Source organism: Pseudomonas sp. 2hn (assembly GCF_019646095.1).
GTDB classification, from domain to species: domain Bacteria; phylum Pseudomonadota; class Gammaproteobacteria; order Pseudomonadales; family Pseudomonadaceae; genus Aquipseudomonas; species Aquipseudomonas peradeniyensis.
On sequence record NZ_CP081016.1, the window covers coordinates 5,600,925 to 5,618,659 of the forward strand.

The window sequence follows — 17,735 nt, forward strand, 5'->3', positions numbered from 1 at the left end:
CCGCGAAAGGGCCGCAACGCGGCCCCAGCGATGTCCCATGATGCCGAAATCCTGGGGCTGCCATGCAGCCCTTTCGCGGCACAAGGCCGCTCCTACAGAGTACACAGCGAATCTTTCAACTAGAGGTTATCCACAATGCTGAGCGCCGAGCTCAAAGCCTTCTACATGGTGGCCCGTCTGGGCAGCATCACCCTGGCGGCGAAGAAGCTCGGGCTCAGCCAGCCGACGGTGACCACGCAGATTCGCAATCTCGAAGGCCAATACAACGTCGAGCTGTTCTACCGCGGTGGCCGGCGCCTGGTGCTGAGCGAGGAAGGCGTGCGCCTGCTGCCGATGGTCAAGGCACTGCTGCAGCAGGAGGCCGACATCGAGTTCGAGCTGCGCAACAGCGGTCAGGCCCAGGGCAGCCTGCGCATCGCCGCCACGGCGCCCTACTACATCCTCGACCTGGTGAAGATCTTCCGCGAGCGCCTGCCCCAGGTGGAAGTGGCAGTGGAAATCGGCAACTCGCAGCAGGTGCTGGAGATGCTCGAGGATTACCGGGTGGATATCGCCGCGTCCTCACAACTGCTCGAGGATGCGCGCCTGGTGCGCCGGGTGCTGGGCACCGACCCGCTGGTGGTGGCGGTGCACCGCAATCATCCGCTGGCCCAGCGTCAGGCGGTGTCCATCGACGTGGTGGCCGGGCATTGCCTGCTGATGCGCGAGCAGGGCTCGACCACGCGCAAGCTGACCGAGCAGATGATGCAAGAAGCCAATGTGAAGGCCGGGGCCTTGCTGGAGATCGGCAGCCGCGAGTCGATCCGCGAGGCGGTGCTGCGCAATATCGGCATCAGCATCATCGCCCGCCACGAGGTGCCGCATAACCCGGAACTGCGGGTGCTGGCGCTGGAGGAGGCACCGGTGATGCACGAGTACCTGTACTGCCTGAAGGAACGGCGCCAGGCGCGACTGCCGGCGGCTTTTCTGGGCGTGGCGCAGGAAGTGGTTGGCTCGCAGTTCTGAAACGGCCGGCAATGAGCTCATCGCCGGCAAGCGGGCCGGCCGGCGATGGCGCGGCGGGTCACTTCACGTTGACGGTGATCTTCTGCGACTCGACGCTTGGCTTGAACGGCACGTGGTACTTGTCGCCCAGCACCAGCTGCAGGGTGTGTTTGCCTGGCGTGAGGGTGATGGTCGCCTCAGTCTGCGCCTTGCCGAAGTGCAACACCTGCGGACCTGCCGGCAGCGGCGCGTTGTTTTCCGGCATCAGGCTGGTGGGCAGCGGCTGGTCGGCCAGCGGGGCCTTGTCCACGTCCACCAGCAGGTGGTGATGGCCGGTGTGCGGGGTCTGGTCACCTGCGGGCTTGAGGCCCATGCCTTCGATGCCGAACTTGACGGTGAAGGTCTTGTCGACCGTGGCCCCATCGGCGGGCGAAACGATGAAGACCTTGGCGCCTTCCGGTGGCTGCTCGCTCTTCAGGGCATCCGCGGCACTGGCGAACACCGACGCCCCCATCAGCAGACCGGCGACGGCAGCACGCGAAATTAGGCTTTTCATTCACTTCTCCTGTGATTCACTTCAATTGACCGCTATCACTTAAACGAAGTATGGCGGTACTTCACCATAGTCCAGCTCGGCCGGCAGAGGTTCAAAAACAGGGACAGAAATATTTCAGGGCAGAAGAAAACCTTGCCGCGACCTGGAGGTCTTAGGCTGCGTTCGACCGGGGCAGACGAGAAAGCCACGGCGAATGCACTTCATCTGCCGAACAAGAAAGGGGCACTCATGCGTTTGACCATTGGCATTCTGCTGGCGGTACTGTTCAGCCCACTGGCCCAGGCCGAACTGATCGACGAAATCAATGACCGTGGCGAACTGCGCATCGCCGTGCTTGGCGACGCGCCACCCTATGCGTTCAAGGAGAACGAACACCTGACTGGCTTCGAGATCGAGTTGGGGCAGGCCTTGGCCAAGGAGCTGGATGTGCGGGCCGAGTTCGTCGAGACCGCCGCCGAAGAGGTGCTGCCCGGGGTGGAGAGCGGCAAGTACGACATGACCTTCAACAAGCAGGACATCGAACTGAGCGACAAGCTCGACGCCATTCGTACCCTGGCCAGTCAGAAACTGGTGATCCCGTACCAGAAGGGCAATCCGGCCTTCGAGACGGCTGTGAACAATGCCCTGCAGCGGATCGAGGACGATGGCCGCCTGGCAGCGCTGGAGAAGAAATGGCTTACGGCTGCGCGCGAGACCAGCGCCGGACAGTAGTCATGCTACCAATGCAAGTCCGCACCGACCTGTAGGAGCGGCCTTGTGCCGCGAAAGGGCTGCGTAGCAGCCCCAGGTGACGCAGAGATAGCCGGGGCCGCTTTGCGGCCCTTTCGCGGCACGAGGCCGCTCCTACAGGGATTGCGCATGGTCTGAAGATTTGGGTTTACCCGCGACTACAGATGGGTACCCAACAACGCTCGCTGCGCGTCTTCCAGCTCCAGCTCGCTGAAAACGAGCACCCCTTCGCGACGCAGCAAGGCCGTGGTCACTCCTTCCCCCGCCACCTTCACACCGCTGAAGCTGCCGTCATAGGTCTGCAGGTTGCCACACGACGGGCTGCCGGACTTGAGCACCGCCACACGGATACCATGCCGACGCACCAGCTCCAGCGCCAGTCGGGCCCCGGCCAGAAACGCCTCGCTGACATCGTCGCCAGACACCGTCACTACCCGCGCCTGCCCATCCAGGACCTGGCCGCCCTGCCCGCCCGGAATTTCCGCAGGCGGGCGCGGCGTCGGCAAGCCACCGGCCACCTCCGGGCACAGCGGCACCACCCGGCCTTCGGCCTGCCAGCGCTGCAACACGTCGGGATGACCGCTGGCACGCCCGTCATAGCGCACCGGCTGGCCCAGCAGGCAGGCACTGACCAATACCTTCGGCAGCTCAGAATGGATCATTGCCACGGCGCCTGAACCAGCCGGTCAACGACAGGCGCTCACGCCCGGCCGGGAGCACTTCGTGCGGCACTTCACCCGACAGGAACACCACCAGGCTGCCCGCGACCGGTTGCACGTCGTGCTCGACACCGTCCTGCAGGAACATCCGCAACTGCCCGCCATCCTCCGGCTGCCAGCCTTCATTGAGGTAGAGCACGGCCGACACCATGCGCCGGTCGTCGTCACGGAAGCGGTCGAGATGGCGCTTGTAGAACGCCCCCGGCGGATACAGGGCAAAATGGCACTCGAAATCCTCAAGCCCCAGGAACAAGCCCTGGTTGATGGCCTGGCGCAGGCTGTCCATCGCGCCCAGGTAGCGGTCGCAGACCTCCGACTCACCGGGGTCGAGCCACTGGATCTGATCACCACGGATCGCCTCGCGGATCTCCTGCGCGGCGCCACGACCGACGCTGGCCGGGTTGAGTTCGCCCTCGGCGTGACGGCGACGGCATTCGGCCGCCAGCGCGCGCGACAGCGCGTCGGGCAGGAAGAGAGGTTGCTGCGACCAGCCACGGGTGGCCAGGTCGTCGACGATCGTCGACAGCAGAGGATGTTCGAAAGGAGTGTGCATGGCGCATCATAGCCATTCGCTAATCGCTCGCACAGCGCCACTTGGTCAGGAAGCGCCGCTGGCGACTCGACAAAGCCCCGCCACGCCTAGGACAATAGCGGCCTGCCGACAGGAGTCCTGAATGCGCCGTCTGTTTTCCCTGCTTCTGCTGATGATCTGCACCATGCCTGTCTGGGCAGACAGCCTCGATCAGCTGTACAAGGCCGCCGGCTGGCCCGACCAGCGCGCCCATTTCAACGATGCCGTGAGCGCCGCCCAGCAGCGCTACCGCAACAGCCTGCCGCCTGCCGTCTACCAGGCGCTGGTCAACAACAGCAACCAGCGCTTCCAGGCCCAGGCCATGGACCGCCGGGCTCAGGCGCAGCTGCGCGCCAACCTGGCGAACCCCTCGCCGGCCCTGGCGTTCTTCCAGTCGCCACTGGGGCGCAAGGTGGTGGCCGCCGAGCTGCTGGCCACGCGCAAGGACCAGCTGGCGAAGAACGCCAAGGGCCTGCCGAAGGTCCAGGCCAGCGACAACCGCCTGCTGATCGTCGGCCACCTGGCCCAGGCCCTGCCGGCCCGCGAAGCCGGCGCCGAGGTCAGCCTGGCAATCGCCGGGGTAGCGGCCGACAGCCTGAGCTCGATGCTGCCCGGTCTGTTCGGCGGCGGCCAGGCGCAGAACCTGCTCGATGGCCAGCGCCAGCGCCTGATGAACCAGGTCGGCGAAGACCTGAACAACACCCTGCTGTACGTCTATCGCGACCTGTCGGACGCCGAGCTGGAGCAATTCGCCACCTTCGCCGAATCCGCCGACGGCCAGGCCTACTACAAGGCAGCGGTGGCCGCAGTACGCGCCGCCCTGGCCGTGGGCCAGAACGCCGCCGAGCTGAAGTGATCAGCCCAGACGCTGGCCGATGAAGTCGAAGTAGCGCTGGCGAATGCCGGGCAGCTCGTTGGCCAGGTGATGCCGCGCCTCGGGCAGCATGAGGATCTGCGGCTCGGCGAACTTGGCCTTGAGCACCTTGAGGTTGTAGGGCCAGTCCACCGTGCCGTCCGCCTCGCCCTGCACGATCAGGGGCCGGCGTGTGCTGCGCGGCGCGGCTTCGATACGCCGGACCCATTTCATCAGCGCCCCGACCCAGGCGGTCGGCAGCCGCCGTGGCTGCAGCGGATCGGCCTCGAGGAAGGGCAGGAAGGCCGGGTCGTTGGTGTTCTCGCTGAAGCGCCGCTCGATGCCGTTGACGAAGTGGCGCAGCACCCGATAGCTCAGTTTCGACCAGTGCCAGGCACGCGGGCGCACCAGGGGTGCCAGCAGGATCACCTGGCCGTCGGCCGGGCTGCGTTCGCCCTGGTGCAGCAGGTGATCGACCACGATCGCCCCGCCGGTGCTCTGTCCACATAGATGCCAGGGGCGCGGTAGTTCCAGCAGGCGGGCCTGCTCGAACAGCGCATCGAGCACCTGCTGGTAGATGCCGAAGTCATCGATGCTGGCCCGCTCGCCGCTGGACAGGCCATGGCCGGGCAGGTCGCAGCCGATCACCGCGTAGCCCTGGCCCAATGCCCACGCGATCACATGCCGGTACAGGCCCATGTGATCGTAGTAGCCGTGCAGCAGGAACATTGTCGCCACCGGTTGCTCCGGCAGCCAGAGCTGGCCGACCAGATCGAAGCCCGCCACCCGGAAGCCACCCAGCCAACTGCGCGCAGGCAGATCCAGGCCATAGAAGCGCTGGTAGGCCTGGCCCTGGGCGGACAACGGCTGACGATCAACGAGGGGCGACAGGCTGGTACGCAGCTGGTCGGGATTGAAGCTGGCGGGCATCAGTAGATCCACAGTGAAGCAAGTATTGATCTGCGATATTCAGCTCTGGGCCGCGTCATGGCAAGCTTGGCCCCTCCTCCGACGAACAATGCGACCTCGTGGGAGCGGGCTTGCCCCGCGATGGCAGCGCCAGACTCACAGGCGCCATCGCGGGGCAAGCCCGCTCCCACGCAAATCGCGCCAAGGCCCCCATGGCGAAGCGACTTCTCACACTCCTTGTACTGCTACTCTGCGCCGCCGCCCTCTGGTGGGCCTACGACAGCTTCCAGTCCCGCTACCTGCGCACCTTCGACAACCAGACCACCTTCTTCGACGGCAGCCAGCTGCGCCTGCCCCCCGAGCTGGCAGGCCCGGGCCCGATTCGCGTGGTGCACTTCTGGGACCCGGCGTGCCCGTGCAACGTCGGCAACCAGCAGCACCTGGGCGAACTGGTCGAGCACTTCGCGCCGCAGGGCGTCAGCTTCCATGTTGTGCAGCGCGCCGGCAGCCACGGCCAGTTGCCGGCCAACCTCGCCGCGCTCAAGCCCCTGGCCAGCCTGCCCGGCAGCGAGCAGCTGCCAGCCACCCCCGCCGTGGCGATCTGGGACCGCGACGGCAACCTCGCCTACTTCGGCCCCTACAGCGAAGGCGCGGTGTGCAACTCCAGTAACAGTTTCATCGAGCCGATCCTCACAGCGCTGAATGAAGGCCGCCGGGTGCAGGCATCCAATACCCTGGCCGTCGGCTGCTATTGCCCCTGGGCCGGCTGACGCACCCGCGCCGGATTGCCCACCACCACCGCCCCCGCCGGCACATCGCGGGTTACCACACTCCCGGCGCCCACCACCGCATTGTCGCCGATAGTCACCCCCGGCAGGATAATCGCACCGCCACCGATCCATACATTGTCGCCGATGGTCACGGGACGCCCGCGTTCCAGACCGCTACGGCGCAACTCATGATCCAACGGATGGTCGGCGGTATAGATCTGCACCGACGGAGCAATCTGGCAATCGGCACCGATGCGCACTGGCAGCACGTCGAGGATCACACAGTTGAAATTCATGAAGGTGTTGGCGCCCACGCTGATGTTGTAGCCGTAGTCGCAGTGGAACGGCGGTCGGATCACCACCCCTTCGCCCACGCTGGCGAAATGCGCCTTCAACAAATCATGGCGCGCCTCATTAGGTTGCTCGACGCTGCCGTTGTAGCGATGCATCCACTGCCGGTTGGCCGCCTGCTCGGCTTGCAGCTCGGGGCAGCCGGCATGGTAGAGCTGGCCTGCCAGCATTTTCTGTTTTTCGCTGAGAGACATGGAAACTCCTTCCAGGGGACTATGCTCAGTTCGCGAATCCACCGATGATCGGACCACATTTTCTCGTTCGAGTGCACAAGGAGTCTCGATGAAGCGCAGCCTGACCTTGCTGGCGGTGGTGATCGCCGTGGCCGCCGCAGGCGCCGGTTACTGGTACGTGCGGGACAAGCAGCCGCAACGTGACGGCGAGGTGGCCGTCGGCGGATTGCAGGCGCCGGTCAGCGTGCGCTTCGATGCCCGGGGCGTACCGCACCTGCAGGCCCAGAACGAGCAGGACCTGTACCGCGCCCTGGGCTACGTGCACGCCCAGGACCGCCTGTTCCAGATGGAGATCATGCGCCGCCTGGCCCGTGGCGAGCTGGCCGAGGTGCTGGGCGAGAAGCTGCTGCCCACCGACACCCTGTTCCGCAGCCTGCGCATCCGCGACCAGGCAGCCCTGATGGCGCAGCGCCAGGACCGCCAGTCGCCGGCCTGGCAGGCGCTGCAGGCTTACCTGGACGGCATCAACCAGTGGCAGGCCAGCCATCCCAAACCGATGGAGTTCGACCTGCTCGGCATCCCGCCACGCCCCTTCACCGCCGAGGACACCCTGAGCATCGCCGGCTACCTCGCCTACAGCTTCGCCGCGGCGTTTCGTACCGACCCCGCGCTGACCTACATCCGCGACCAGCTCGGCCCCGACTACCTGACGATCTTCGACCTCGACTGGCAGCCCGACGGCGCCGTGGCCACGCCCCTGGCCGCCGCCGACTGGCGCAGCCTGGAGCAGCTGGCGCGGCTGAGCCACGAGGCCCTGGGCGACGCCGGCATTCCGCAGTTCGAGGGCAGCAACGCCTGGGCCGTGGCCGGCAGCCGCACCCGCAGTGGCCGGCCGCTGCTGGCGGGCGACCCGCATATCAGCTTCGCCGTGCCGGCGATCTGGTACGAGGCGGAGCTGTCGGCGCCGGGTTTCAACCTGTATGGCTACTTCCAGGCGCTCAACCCGTTCGCCCTGCTCGGCCACAATCGCGACTTCGGCTGGAGCCTGACCATGTTCCAGAACGACGACGTCGACCTGATCACGGAGCGGACCAATCCGCAGGACCCCGAGCAGGTAATGGTCGACGGCACATGGCAGCCACTGGAAAAGACCGAGCAGAAGATCGCGGTCAAGGGCGCGGAACCTGCCAGCATCACCCTGCGCCGCTCGCCCCATGGCCCGATCGTCAACAGCGTGCTCGGCGATACCGCCGGCCCGACGCCCATCGCCATGTGGTGGGCGTTCCTGGAAACCGACAACCCGATCCTCGAAGGCTTCTACCAGATCAACCGCGCCGACACCCTGGGCAAGATGCGCGAGGCAGCCGCCAAGGTCCAGGCGCCGGGGCTGAACCTGGTATGGGCCAATGCCCGGGGCGATATCGGCTGGTGGGCGGCGGCACGACTGCCGATCCGCCCGGACGGCGTCAACCCGGCGTTCATTCTCGATGGCGCCAGCGGCCAGGCCGCCAAGCCGGGCTTCTACCCGTTCAGCGCCAATCCGCAGCAGGAGAATCCGGCGAGCGGCTACATCGTCTCGGCCAACTACCAGCCGCCCGGCGCAATCCCCGTGCCCGGTTACTACAACCTGGCCGATCGCGGTCGTCAGCTCGATCGCCAGCTGAGCGACCCGGACATCAAGTGGGACACCCAGAACAGCCAGGCCCTGCAACTGGACACCAGCACCGACTACGGCCCGCGCACCCTGGCGCCGCTGCTCGGCACCTTGCGCAACGTCGCCCAGGGCGACGAGGAGAAGGAGCTGGTCGAGCAACTGGCCGCCTGGCGCGGCGACTATCCGCTGGACTCCACCAGTGCCACGTTGTTCAACCAGTTCCTCTACGAACTGGCGTTCGCCGCCCTGCACGACGAGCTGGGCGACACCTGGTTCCCGGTGCTGATCAGCACCCGCGCCATCGACGCCGCCCTGCCCCGCCTGGCCGCGGCCCCGGCATCGCCCTGGTGGAACCTGCGCGGCGCCAGCGAACGCACCGACCGTGGCGCCATCGTGCGCCTGGCCTGGCAACGCAGCCTCAAGCACCTGCACGAGACATTCGGCAAGGATCCGGCCAGCTGGCAATGGGGCAAGGCCCACACCCTCACCCACAACCATCCACTGGGGGTGAAGAAGCCGCTCAACCTGCTGTTCAACGTCGGCCCGTTTGCCGCGCCCGGCACCCACGAGGTGCCGAACAACCTGTCGGCGAAGATCGGCCCGGCGCCCTGGCCGGTCACCTATGGCCCTTCCACGCGCCGGTTGATCGACTTTGCAGACGCAGGCACCGCGCTGACCATCAACCCGGTCGGGCAGAGTGGCGTGCCGTTCGACCGGCATTACGGCGACCAGGCCGAAGACTATATCGAGGGGCGCTATCACAAGGCGCGGATGGGAGTGATTCCGGCGCAGAGCACGTTGCGGTTGGTGCCGGGTAATTGATTCGCCCCATCGCGGGGCAAGCCCGCTCCCACGCACGAATGCCAGTTGTGGGAGCGGGCTTGTCCCGCGATCAGCAGGCGGGGCTCAACCCTGCCACTTGCCGCCTTCGACGATGACGCTCTCAGGCTTGGTGTCGTCGCTCAGTTCCTTGCGCACGTACTGGTCGTACAGCTTGAGCAGGAACTTCTCCTCACCCAGCTTGGCCAGCTCGCTGTTCACCCAGTCGCGCAACTCGGTGTTGCCCTTCTTCACGGCCGGAGCAATCGGCGCCTCGTCGCCCAGCAGCTGCGGCAGCACGCGGTAGCCCGGGTTCTGCTTGGCCCAGCTGAACAGGATCAGGTTGTCCTGGGCATAGGCATCGCCACGGCCATTGGCCAGGGCGGCCAGCGACTCGGTGTTCTTCTCGAACTTCAGCAGCTTCCAGTCCGGGTGGTTCTTGGTCAGCCAGATATCGGCGGTGGTGCCGGTGGTGACGATGATGGTCTTGTCGGCCAGGTCGTCGAGCTTCTGCACCGGGCTGCCATCAGCGACGATGGCCTGCACCGCCACACGCAGGTTGGGGTTGGTGAAGTCCACCGCTTCCTTGCGCTCGGGGGTGACGGTCATGTTGGCGAGGATCAGGTCGACCTTGTCGCTCTGCAGGAACGGAATGCGGCTGGCGGGCTCCACGGCGACGAACTCGACCTTGCTTTCATCGCCCAGCAGGTCCTTGGCGAAGCGGCGGCCGATGTCGGTGTCGAAGCCCACGTAGCGGCCGCTTTCATCGACGAAGCCGAACGGTGGCTTGTCGGTGAACACGCCGACGATCAGCTTGTCGCGGGCCTTGATGGTTTCCAGGTAGCTGGTGGCCGGCGAGGCGCCGGCGGGCTTGGCCGGGTCTTCGGATTTGTTGCAGCCGGCCAGCAGGGCCAGGCCAAGCAGTGGAGCGAGCAGTTTGGCGAACGGGGCAGTCTTCATGACAGTTCCTTGTGCAGTGTCTTGGGCAGGCTTTCGACGAACGAGAATTTCTCCAGGAACTGCTGCGCGCGTGCGGTCTGCGGTTGGGTGAAGAAGCGCTCGGGGTGGTTCTGTTCAAGGATCCTGCCGGCCTCCATGAACACGATGCGGTCGGCCACCGCGCGGGCGAAGGCCATTTCGTGGGTGACGATGAGCAGGGTCATGCCTTCGCGGGCCAGGCCCTGGATCACCTGCAACACCTCCTTGACCATCTCCGGGTCGAGGGCGGCGGTGACCTCGTCGAACAGCATCACCTCGGGGTTCATGCACAGCGAACGGACGATGGCGATGCGTTGCTGCTGGCCACCGGAGAGCTGGCGGGGGAAGGCGTCGCGCTTGTCCAGCAGGCCGACCCGGGCCAGCAGCGCCTCGGCCTGGGCCTGGGCCTCGCGACGTTCGCGCTTCTGCACCTTCAACGGCCCCAGCAGCAGGTTGTCGATCACGCTCATGTGGCCGAACAGGTGATAGCTCTGGAACACCATGCCGACCCGCTGGCGCACCTGGCGCCAGTCGGTGTCGGGGCCGAGCAGCTCCTGGCCCTCGAGGCGCAGGCTGCCGCCCTGGGCCTCCTCCAGGCCGTTGAGGCAGCGCAGCAGGGTGCTCTTGCCGCAGCCGCTGGGGCCGAGGATCACCACCACCTCGCCGGCCTGGACCTTGAGGTCGATGTCCGCGAGCACCTGGTGCTGGCCGAAGAACTTGTTGAAGCCTTGGAATTCGATCAATGGATTCATGCGTGGGCCCAGCGTCGCTCCAGCACGCGGGAGGCGGCCGACAGCGGGTAGCAGACAAGAAAGAAGAACAGGAACAGCGCACCGTAGATCAGCACCGATTCGTAGGTGCGCTCGATGATCTGCTGCCCCGCCTTGATCACTTCGACCACGCCGATCAGCACCGCCAGCGAGCTGGTCTTGATGATCCGCGTGTAGATGTTGATGGTCGGCGGGGTCATGCGCTTGAGCGCCTGGGGCAGCAGCACGTAGCCATACAGCTGCCAGCCGCCCAGACCGATCGACAACCCCGCCTCGCGCTGCCCGCGTGGCAGCGACTGCAAGGCGCCGCGCACCACCTCGCCGACCTCGCTGGCGCCCCATAGGCCCAGCACCAGCACCGCGCACCAGAAGCTGGGGATGCTCAGGCCGAAGAAGATCGGCAAGCCGAAGAACACTAGGTACAGCCAGACCAGCACCGGAATCGCCCGGAACAACTCCAGGTACACCTGCAGCAGGATGTTCAGCCAACGGTTGCCGAGGGTCGCCAGCACGCCGTAGAGCACGCCGCCCAAGGTGGCGAACAGGATGCCCAGGGCCGAGATCGCCAGGGTCTGCCCGGCGCCCGTGGCCAGTTGCGGCAGCGAAACCAGCAGCAGCTCAATGCCCGAACTGGCCATGTTGCAGCCTCCGTTCCAGGTAGCGCAGCAGCAGCGACAGCGGCAGGAAGATCAGCACGCAGAGCAGGGTCAGCACGGCGAGCATTTCGTAGGTCTTGTAGTACAGGGCGATGTAGTTCTTGGTGGTGTAGAGGATCTCCGGCACCGCCACCGCCGAGACCACGGTGGTCTCCTTGAGCAGGAAGACGAAGTTGGCGAACAGTGCCGGCAGGCTGAGGATGCCGGCCTGGGGCAGGATCACGTGGCGCAGCAACTGCCCTTCGGAGAGCCCGATGGAGCGCCCGGACTCCAGTTGCGCCCGCGGCACGGCCTCGACCCCGGCGCGCAGCACCTCGGTGAGATAGGCACCGCCCATGAACGTCAGGGTGATGATCGCGGCGGCGAAGCCGGAGACCTTCAACCCCAGGCTCGGCAAGGCGAAGTAGACGAAGAACAGCTGGATCAGCAGTGGTGTGTTGCGGGCAAGCTCCACATAGCCCTTGACCAGGCGCCACAGGTACGGCGTGCGCAGCACCAGGATCGTCGCGTTGAGCAGCGCCACCAGCAACGAAGTGACGATGGCGATCGCCCCGACTTGCAGGGTCACGCCAACGGCCTTGAAGAAGGCCGGCAGTGTGCTAAGCATGAAAGCGGTGTCGAAGCTCATGGAAGGGGCCTCGACACGGGGTCACGAAGGTACGGCATGGGGCAGGTCCAGGATCGGCACGAGGGTGGCTCGGCGTCGTTTCACGAATGGTGGCGCTGTGCCGGTAAGCACGATTCCTAGACTCTAAAGGTATAAAAATATTTTTATAAATACCTTTATCGCATATCTATATCACCGCCCCGTGACGCTCGGAAATTTCCTTCATTACACACGGACCTTTCCGAGATTTTCCCCCTCCAAGGGGTTTCAAACTGTGACTTGCACGGCCCATCACATTCAACAAGGAAGACAACGATGAACAGCCCCTGCTTGCCTGCTTCGAATGAACAACTGCTGTGGCTCCTGGCCCTGCGCCGGGCGCTGGCCAGTCAGCGCTGAAAACGCCATCGCGGGACAAGCCCGCTCCCACAAGCGCCCCCACTTTTGCGGGAGCGGGCTGCGTGGAAGCGGGCTTGCCCCGCGATAGGGCCGGACCTGCCGAGCCCTCTTCAAGCCAGCCCAAACAAAAACGCCGACGCAAAATGCGTCGGCGTTTTTCGTACCAGGCCGCGAATCAGAACGCCGGCAGTACCGCACCGCTGTACTTCTTCTCGATGAACGCCTTCACTTCCGGGCTGGTCAGCGCCTTGGCCAGCTTCTGGATGGCCTCGCTGTCCTTGTTGTCCGGACGGGCGACCAGGAAGTTGACGTACGGCGAGTCGCTGCCTTCGATCACCAGGGCGTCCTTGGCCGGGTTCAGGCCGGCTTCCAGGGCGTAGTTGGTGTTGATCATGTCCAGGTCGACCTGGTCCAGCACACGCGGCAGCATGGCCGATTCCAGCTCGCGGAACTTGAGCTTCTTCGGGTTCTCGGCGATGTCTTTCGGCGTGGCCAGGGCGTTCTTCGGGTCCTTCAGAGTGATCAGGCCAGCCTTCTGCAGCAGAAGCAGGGCGCGGCCACTGTTGCTGCCTTCGTTGGGGATGGCGACGGTAGCGCCGTCCTTCAGCTCGGCCAGGCTCTTGACCTTCTTCGAGTAGCCACCGAACGGCTCGACATGCACGCCGATCACGGTTTCAAGGTGGGTGCCCTTGCCTTCGTTGAAGTTCTTCAGGTACGGCAGGGTCTGGAAGTAGTTGGCGTCCAGGCGCTTCTGGTCGACCTGCACGTTGGGCTGGACATAGTCGGTGAAGACCTTGATCTGCAGGTCCACGCCTTCCTTGGCCAGGGTCGGCTTGATCAGTTCGAGGATTTCGGCATGCGGCACGGGCGTGGCGGCGACCACCAGTTTCTCGGCGGCATTGGCCAGGCCAGCGAACGAAAGGGCGGCGGCCAGGGCGGTGGTCAGCAGGGTCTTTTTCATGGTGATCCTTGTTCTAAAGCTGGGCCATCGCAGATGGCGAGTCGGGTGCCCATCCGTTCGGGTGGGCGTGAAACGGACAATACCGAGATTTTTTATTCCGTAACAATATCTTTTGATTAGCTGCTTATTCCAAAAACAAATCGCCATCACGACCTTTGCTTATGAGCGGCCACGCACAGCTCTACGGCGCGGATTTGCCCAATTGCGCCAAGGCTGCGCCCAGCAGCCCGCGCAGGTCGGCCAGGGTTTGCGGCTCCCGACTGGCACCCAGTTGCGCGAGCTGACGGGCCAGGCTGGCCAAGGGTGTGATATCCGGAAGGTCGAGATGCGCGGGAAGGATCTCCTCACCATCACTGACCAGCAGGGCGAAGTGAATGACGTTCTCCAGCTCACGGGTATTGCCCGGCCAGGCATGGGCCTCCAGCGCCTGCTGGGCCGCCTCGCTGATCAACGGCAGTGGCCGATCCAGGCGCACGCTGTAGATACCGACGAAGTACTCGGCCAGCGGCAGGATATCGCCGACCCGATCACGCAATGCCGGCAGCTCGAGCTCGCCCTCGTGCAGGTAATGGTAGAGCCGCTCGTTGAAGCGCCCGGCGCGCACGGCCTGTGCCAGGTCGATGCTGGAAGCGGCCACCAGCCGCACATCGACCGCCTGCGGCTGGGCGGCGCCGACCCGGGTCACCTCGCGGTTTTCCAGGGCCGCCAGCAGCTTGCCCTGGATCGCCAGGGGCAGGTCGGCGATCTCGTCCAGGTACAGCGTGCCGCCGTTGGCCGAGCCGAACCAGCCGGCTCGACTGCTGGCGGTACCGCCCTGGGTGCCGGCGCTGTAGCCGAACAGCTCGGCATCGGCGTAGGTCGGGCTGATGGCCGCGCAATTGACCGATACGAACAACCCGCCGCGGTCACTGGCGCGGTGGATCTGCCGGGCCAGCAACTCCTTGCCGGTGCCGGTCTCGCCACGGATCAGCACCGGCAGCGGTTGTGGCGCCAATCGCTCCAGGGCCTGGCGCAGCGCCTGGGAACGCGGATCGACGAACACCAGCGCCTTGGCGCGGATGCTCAGTGGGCTCTTGTCCAGTTCGGGGAAGGTCAGCAACGGCTGGCCGAAAGCAGTGTGAAACGTCATGGAATACTCCCGCCCCAGCCGCAGGCGGCCGGGGATTCGACTCGTTCGAAGAATCCGGCGGATCAGGCGCGGCGCAGCGCGCGCTGATCGACACGGGCCTGCAGGCGGTAGAGGTAGGCGAAGCCCTGTTCCCAACGCTCATGGCCGGACTTGACGTTGATATGCCCGGCGTCGGCCAGCAGCCCGGCCTCGGCGCCCCAGGCCTGGGCCAGGTACAGCGCGCGCGGCACGCTCACCGCCGGGTCGTTGTCGGAGCTGACCACCTGGCTGGGGAACGGCAAGGCCTGCAGTGGAATCGGCGCGAAATTGCGCAAGGCCGGCGCGCAGGTCGGACGCTCGACATCCGCCGGCGCCACCAGCAATGCACCACGTACCCGGCGTAGCAGCTCGGGACTGGCCTGGGCGGCCCAATGGGCGACCGTGATGCAGCCCAGGCTGTGGGCGATGAGAATCACCGGCGAGCGTTCGGCGGCAATCGCCTGCTCCAGCGCCTGGACCCAGTCGCGTCGTTGCGGGGTCAGCCAGTCATGCTGCTCGACCCGGGCGCTGTTGGGCAGGCTGCGCTGCCAGTGACTCTGCCAATGGTTGTCTGGCGATCCTTGCCAGCCCGGCACAATCAGGTAACGAATCGACTCATTGCGCATGGGGACGCCTCCGGAAGTTTGCGTGCTTGGGTGCAAGTATAGGGAGGGGGTTATATTCGTAAAGGAATAAGAAGCTATTTATTAATAACCATAAATTCAAAGCCACAGTGTTCGAGCCCTGCCCCTGCAGGGATCGCGAAAGGCTTCAAATCCGCTTCTCCAATAAAAAAAGGGCCATCCCCTGCCAAGGAAAATGGCCCCTAAGCACTTGCCTGAAGAGGGTATCGCCGGTCAGCGGGCGGTAATCACCGCCAGCTTGCTGATCCCGGCACGTTCGATCGCCGCCATCGCGCGGGCGACCTCGCCGTAGTTCACACCATCGTCGGCCTGCAGCTGCACACGCAGCTCGGCGTCCTTGTCCTTGGCAGCCTTGAGGTTGGTCTCCAGCAGGTCGGGCTGGATCTCGTCCTTGTTGATGAACAGCTTGCCGCTGCCGTCGATGCTCACCACCAGCGGGTCCTTCTGCTCGACCGGGGCCACGGCCTCGGTCTTGGGCAGGTTGATCGGGATGGCATTGGTCAGCAACGGCGCGGTGACGATGAACACCACCAACAGCACCAGCATGACGTCCACCAATGGCGTGACGTTGATTTCACTCAACACTTCATCGCTGTCCTGGGTCGAGAAGGCCATGTCAGGAGGCCTCCTTCACAGGCTGGGTGAAGCCGGTGTGCTGGCGCTGCACCGCCGGGTGCACCAGCACGCGGAAGGCACTCTTCTGCGCCAGGCTGTAGAAGTCGTGGGCGAAGTCGTCGAGGTCCGCCGCGGTCAGCTTCAGGCGACGGAGGAAGTAGTTGTAGACCAGCACCGCCGGCACCGCGACGGCGATGCCCACGCCGGTGGCGACCAGCGCCGCGCCGATCGGGCCGGCCACGGTTTCCAGGCTGGCCGAGCCCGCCGCGCTGATACCCTTGAGCGCCTCCATGATGCCCCACACGGTGCCGAACAGGCCGATGAAGGGCGAGGTGCTGCCGATACTGGCGACCACCGCCAGGCCGGTTTCCAGCGAGCGGCGCTCGCGGACGATCTGCTGGCGCAGGGCGCGCTCCAGGCGGTCCTGGTGGTTGATGGCCTGGCTGAGGTCACTGGCCTGGCCAGGCTCGCCAACCGCGATCGCGGCAAAGCCCGCCTGGGCGACACGGGCGGCCGGGCCGGGCAGGTCGTGGGCGGGCTCGGCGGCAGAGTCGAGGCTGGACGCGGCCCAGAACTGCTGGTGGAAGCGTTTGTCCTGGTTCTTCAGGCGCACGAACTGCACGACCTTGACCAGGGCCAGCGCCCAGGTGGCGACGGAGAAGCCGACCAGCAGCCAGATGACCGCGCTTTCAACGGATTCGAGGGGAGATGCCAACAAGCTCATGATGAAGTCCTTCCTGTATGCGGTCGCAAGTTAACGAAGCTTGAAATCGATCGGTACGCTGACCCAGCCCACCTGGGCCACGTCGCCCTGCTTGGCCGGGACGAAGCTCCAGCGCTTCACCGCAGCCAGCGCAGCGGCGTCCAGGGCGTCGCGGCCACTGCTCTTCTGGATCTGGATCTGCCCCGGCTTGCCACTGGGCAGCACCTCCACGCGCAGCAGCACCGTGCCTTCCCAGCCGCGGCGCTGGGCCATCTGCGGATACTCCGGCGCCGGGTTCTTCAGGTACGCGGCGTTGGCCGAGGCCGGGGTCACTGGCGCAGGTGCGGGTGGTGCAGGTGCCGGGGGTGCTGGCGCGGCAACCGGTGTCGGCGGTGGCGCCTCGACTGGCTTGGGCTGCGGCTTGGCCACGGGCTTGGGCACTGGCTTGGGTTTCGGGACCGGCTTGGGCGCGGGCTTGGCAGCCAGTTCGTCGACCACCGGTGGCGGTGGTGGTGGCTGGACCACAGGGGCCGGCGGCGGCTCGACCACCGGTGGTGCGGGCGCGGCGAACTCGATGGTCATGGGCGGAATCTTCGGCGGGATGACCGGCAGCTCGGGGGTCGGCTGGTGGCTGACCCAGTACGCCGCCGCGCCGTGCAGCACCAGCACCAGCAGGCCCAGCACCAGCTTGTCGCGACGCTTGAGACCGCTGACCGGCGTGCGTTGCAGGCGCAACTGGCCCAGCGGCAGGCGTAGCGTGCGTCCGAGCTCGACCAGATCACCCGATGCCGGGCGCCATGGCTGGTCGTAGGCCCTGACGGCCGTCTGGACATTGCCCATTGCTAAAACTCCTGGGGTTCTTGATTCAGGTGTGTGGCTGAATCATCGGGCCCAGAGACTTAGCTCATAAAGTAATGTTTAAACGTAAAACTAGATCTTAATGGAATAATGATTTTGGTGGTCTGCCCACAGCCCGCGTCGTTCGCGGCCTGCCGCAGAACAGCTCACGAATGATGCCTTGTAGGCATTCAAAATATTCGTTCAAGGCATCAATTCACGCGAGGGCTTCGCCCTCGATCGCGGCACAAGGCCGCTCCTACAGGGCACCGCAATCTCTTATGTAGGAGCGGCCTTGTGCCGCGATCGGCTGCGCAGCAGCCCCGGCAA

At 65.5% G+C, this 17,735-nt stretch carries 20 protein-coding genes; 5 read left to right on the forward strand and 15 right to left on the reverse strand.

Annotated elements, in window-relative coordinates; all coding sequences use genetic code 11:
• Positions 1-135: 135 nt before the first annotated feature.
• A complete protein-coding gene (locus K2O50_RS25240) occupies positions 136-1,005 on the forward strand; it encodes a LysR family transcriptional regulator (protein WP_050707404.1) in 870 nt (289 codons plus the stop codon).
• Between the two features lie 58 nt (positions 1,006-1,063).
• Here K2O50_RS25240 and K2O50_RS25245 read toward each other — a convergent pair whose 3' ends face one another.
• Complete coding sequence (locus K2O50_RS25245) at positions 1,064-1,540, reverse strand: DUF4399 domain-containing protein (protein ID WP_050707405.1); 477 nt, start codon at positions 1,538-1,540, stop codon at positions 1,064-1,066.
• 228 nt (positions 1,541-1,768) lie between these two features.
• Between K2O50_RS25245 and K2O50_RS25250 the strand changes: the two genes are divergently transcribed.
• On the forward strand, positions 1,769-2,251 hold the full coding sequence (locus K2O50_RS25250) for a transporter substrate-binding domain-containing protein (RefSeq protein ID WP_050707406.1): 483 nt from the start codon (positions 1,769-1,771) through the stop codon (positions 2,249-2,251).
• Between the two features lie 176 nt (positions 2,252-2,427).
• On the opposite strand, the gene K2O50_RS25255 is transcribed toward K2O50_RS25250, so the two are convergent.
• On the reverse strand, positions 2,428-2,931 hold the full coding sequence (locus tag K2O50_RS25255) for a DUF523 domain-containing protein (protein ID WP_050707407.1): 504 nt from the start codon (positions 2,929-2,931) through the stop codon (positions 2,428-2,430).
• Entirely contained in the window at positions 2,918-3,541 is a 624-nt protein-coding gene (locus K2O50_RS25260) for a 2OG-Fe(II) oxygenase (RefSeq protein WP_050707408.1), read from the reverse strand. The genes K2O50_RS25255 and K2O50_RS25260 overlap by 14 nt, the downstream gene beginning before the upstream one ends.
• A 121-nt stretch (positions 3,542-3,662) precedes the next feature.
• On the opposite strand from K2O50_RS25260, the gene K2O50_RS25265 reads away from it, so the two are divergent.
• Positions 3,663-4,415 carry a DUF2059 domain-containing protein gene (locus tag K2O50_RS25265; protein ID WP_050707409.1) on the forward strand — a complete coding sequence of 251 codons (753 nt, stop codon included), beginning with the start codon at positions 3,663-3,665 and terminating at the stop codon, positions 4,413-4,415.
• Here K2O50_RS25265 and K2O50_RS25270 read toward each other — a convergent pair whose 3' ends face one another.
• Positions 4,416-5,342, reverse strand: coding sequence for an alpha/beta hydrolase (locus K2O50_RS25270; RefSeq protein ID WP_050707410.1), 927 nt, complete (start codon positions 5,340-5,342; stop codon positions 4,416-4,418).
• A gap of 191 nt (positions 5,343-5,533) precedes the next feature.
• On the opposite strand from K2O50_RS25270, the gene K2O50_RS25275 reads away from it, so the two are divergent.
• A complete protein-coding gene (locus tag K2O50_RS25275) occupies positions 5,534-6,091 on the forward strand; it encodes a DUF6436 domain-containing protein (RefSeq protein WP_050707411.1) in 558 nt (185 codons plus the stop codon).
• Here the strand turns inward: K2O50_RS25275 and K2O50_RS25280 are convergent.
• A complete protein-coding gene (locus K2O50_RS25280; RefSeq protein WP_050707412.1) occupies positions 6,070-6,636 on the reverse strand; it encodes a sugar O-acetyltransferase in 567 nt (188 codons plus the stop codon). The two genes, K2O50_RS25275 and K2O50_RS25280, sit on opposite strands and share 22 nt — an antisense overlap.
• A gap of 88 nt (positions 6,637-6,724) precedes the next feature.
• Here K2O50_RS25280 and K2O50_RS25285 point away from each other — a divergent pair, with 88 nt between their 5' ends.
• Positions 6,725-9,091 carry a penicillin acylase family protein gene (locus tag K2O50_RS25285; RefSeq protein ID WP_050707413.1) on the forward strand — a complete coding sequence of 789 codons (2,367 nt, stop codon included), beginning with the start codon at positions 6,725-6,727 and terminating at the stop codon, positions 9,089-9,091.
• 84 nt (positions 9,092-9,175) lie between these two features.
• Here K2O50_RS25285 and K2O50_RS25290 read toward each other — a convergent pair whose 3' ends face one another.
• The 10 genes from K2O50_RS25290 to K2O50_RS25335 form a co-directional block, all read right to left on the reverse strand.
• Positions 9,176-10,048, reverse strand: coding sequence for a transporter substrate-binding domain-containing protein (locus tag K2O50_RS25290; RefSeq protein ID WP_050707414.1), 873 nt, complete (start codon positions 10,046-10,048; stop codon positions 9,176-9,178).
• Positions 10,045-10,818, reverse strand: a complete 774-nt coding sequence (locus tag K2O50_RS25295; protein WP_050707415.1) for an amino acid ABC transporter ATP-binding protein — start codon at positions 10,816-10,818, stop codon at positions 10,045-10,047. Before K2O50_RS25295 ends, K2O50_RS25290 begins: the two co-directional genes overlap by 4 nt.
• A complete protein-coding gene (locus tag K2O50_RS25300; RefSeq protein WP_050707416.1) occupies positions 10,815-11,474 on the reverse strand; it encodes an amino acid ABC transporter permease in 660 nt (219 codons plus the stop codon). Before K2O50_RS25300 ends, K2O50_RS25295 begins: the two co-directional genes overlap by 4 nt.
• A complete protein-coding gene (locus K2O50_RS25305) occupies positions 11,455-12,120 on the reverse strand; it encodes an amino acid ABC transporter permease (protein WP_050707417.1) in 666 nt (221 codons plus the stop codon). The genes K2O50_RS25300 and K2O50_RS25305 overlap by 20 nt, the downstream gene beginning before the upstream one ends.
• Positions 12,121-12,673: 553 nt before the next feature.
• The gene (locus K2O50_RS25310) at positions 12,674-13,459 is read right to left on the reverse strand and encodes a MetQ/NlpA family ABC transporter substrate-binding protein (RefSeq protein WP_050707418.1); all 786 of its coding nucleotides are present in this window, start codon (positions 13,457-13,459) and stop codon (positions 12,674-12,676) included.
• A gap of 181 nt (positions 13,460-13,640) precedes the next feature.
• Positions 13,641-14,588 carry a sigma 54-interacting transcriptional regulator gene (locus K2O50_RS25315; RefSeq protein WP_050707419.1) on the reverse strand — a complete coding sequence of 316 codons (948 nt, stop codon included), beginning with the start codon at positions 14,586-14,588 and terminating at the stop codon, positions 13,641-13,643.
• Positions 14,589-14,650: 62 nt separating this feature from the next.
• Complete coding sequence (locus K2O50_RS25320; RefSeq protein WP_050707420.1) at positions 14,651-15,232, reverse strand: alpha/beta hydrolase; 582 nt, start codon at positions 15,230-15,232, stop codon at positions 14,651-14,653.
• A gap of 231 nt (positions 15,233-15,463) precedes the next feature.
• Entirely contained in the window at positions 15,464-15,865 is a 402-nt protein-coding gene (locus K2O50_RS25325) for a biopolymer transporter ExbD (RefSeq protein ID WP_028688526.1), read from the reverse strand.
• 1 nt (position 15,866) lies between these two features.
• A complete protein-coding gene (locus tag K2O50_RS25330; RefSeq protein ID WP_028688527.1) occupies positions 15,867-16,589 on the reverse strand; it encodes a MotA/TolQ/ExbB proton channel family protein in 723 nt (240 codons plus the stop codon).
• 30 nt (positions 16,590-16,619) lie between these two features.
• Positions 16,620-17,408 (reverse strand): energy transducer TonB, encoded by a 789-nt coding sequence (locus K2O50_RS25335; protein ID WP_050707421.1) that lies wholly within the window; start codon positions 17,406-17,408, stop codon positions 16,620-16,622.
• Positions 17,409-17,735: the final 327 nt, after the last annotated feature.

Coding starts and splice junctions, on each gene's coding strand:
- K2O50_RS25265 (WP_050707409.1), top strand. CDS start 3,663: ATGCGCCGTCTGTTTTCCCTGCTTCTGCTGATGATCTGCACCATGCCT.
- K2O50_RS25310 (WP_050707418.1), bottom strand. CDS start 13,459: ATGAAAAAGACCCTGCTGACCACCGCCCTGGCCGCCGCCCTTTCGTTC.
- K2O50_RS25325 (WP_028688526.1), bottom strand. CDS start 15,865: ATGGCCTTCTCGACCCAGGACAGCGATGAAGTGTTGAGTGAAATCAAC.
- K2O50_RS25290 (WP_050707414.1), bottom strand. CDS start 10,048: ATGAAGACTGCCCCGTTCGCCAAACTGCTCGCTCCACTGCTTGGCCTG.
- K2O50_RS25295 (WP_050707415.1), bottom strand. CDS start 10,818: ATGAATCCATTGATCGAATTCCAAGGCTTCAACAAGTTCTTCGGCCAG.
- K2O50_RS25260 (WP_050707408.1), bottom strand. CDS start 3,541: ATGCACACTCCTTTCGAACATCCTCTGCTGTCGACGATCGTCGACGAC.
- K2O50_RS25250 (WP_050707406.1), top strand. CDS start 1,769: ATGCGTTTGACCATTGGCATTCTGCTGGCGGTACTGTTCAGCCCACTG.
- K2O50_RS25255 (WP_050707407.1), bottom strand. CDS start 2,931: ATGATCCATTCTGAGCTGCCGAAGGTATTGGTCAGTGCCTGCCTGCTG.
- K2O50_RS25335 (WP_050707421.1), bottom strand. CDS start 17,408: ATGGGCAATGTCCAGACGGCCGTCAGGGCCTACGACCAGCCATGGCGC.
- K2O50_RS25245 (WP_050707405.1), bottom strand. CDS start 1,540: ATGAAAAGCCTAATTTCGCGTGCTGCCGTCGCCGGTCTGCTGATGGGG.
- K2O50_RS25300 (WP_050707416.1), bottom strand. CDS start 11,474: ATGGCCAGTTCGGGCATTGAGCTGCTGCTGGTTTCGCTGCCGCAACTG.
- K2O50_RS25330 (WP_028688527.1), bottom strand. CDS start 16,589: ATGAGCTTGTTGGCATCTCCCCTCGAATCCGTTGAAAGCGCGGTCATC.
- K2O50_RS25315 (WP_050707419.1), bottom strand. CDS start 14,588: ATGACGTTTCACACTGCTTTCGGCCAGCCGTTGCTGACCTTCCCCGAA.
- K2O50_RS25280 (WP_050707412.1), bottom strand. CDS start 6,636: ATGTCTCTCAGCGAAAAACAGAAAATGCTGGCAGGCCAGCTCTACCAT.
- K2O50_RS25320 (WP_050707420.1), bottom strand. CDS start 15,232: ATGCGCAATGAGTCGATTCGTTACCTGATTGTGCCGGGCTGGCAAGGA.
- K2O50_RS25240 (WP_050707404.1), top strand. CDS start 136: ATGCTGAGCGCCGAGCTCAAAGCCTTCTACATGGTGGCCCGTCTGGGC.
- K2O50_RS25305 (WP_050707417.1), bottom strand. CDS start 12,120: ATGAGCTTCGACACCGCTTTCATGCTTAGCACACTGCCGGCCTTCTTC.
- K2O50_RS25275 (WP_050707411.1), top strand. CDS start 5,534: ATGGCGAAGCGACTTCTCACACTCCTTGTACTGCTACTCTGCGCCGCC.
- K2O50_RS25285 (WP_050707413.1), top strand. CDS start 6,725: ATGAAGCGCAGCCTGACCTTGCTGGCGGTGGTGATCGCCGTGGCCGCC.
- K2O50_RS25270 (WP_050707410.1), bottom strand. CDS start 5,342: ATGCCCGCCAGCTTCAATCCCGACCAGCTGCGTACCAGCCTGTCGCCC.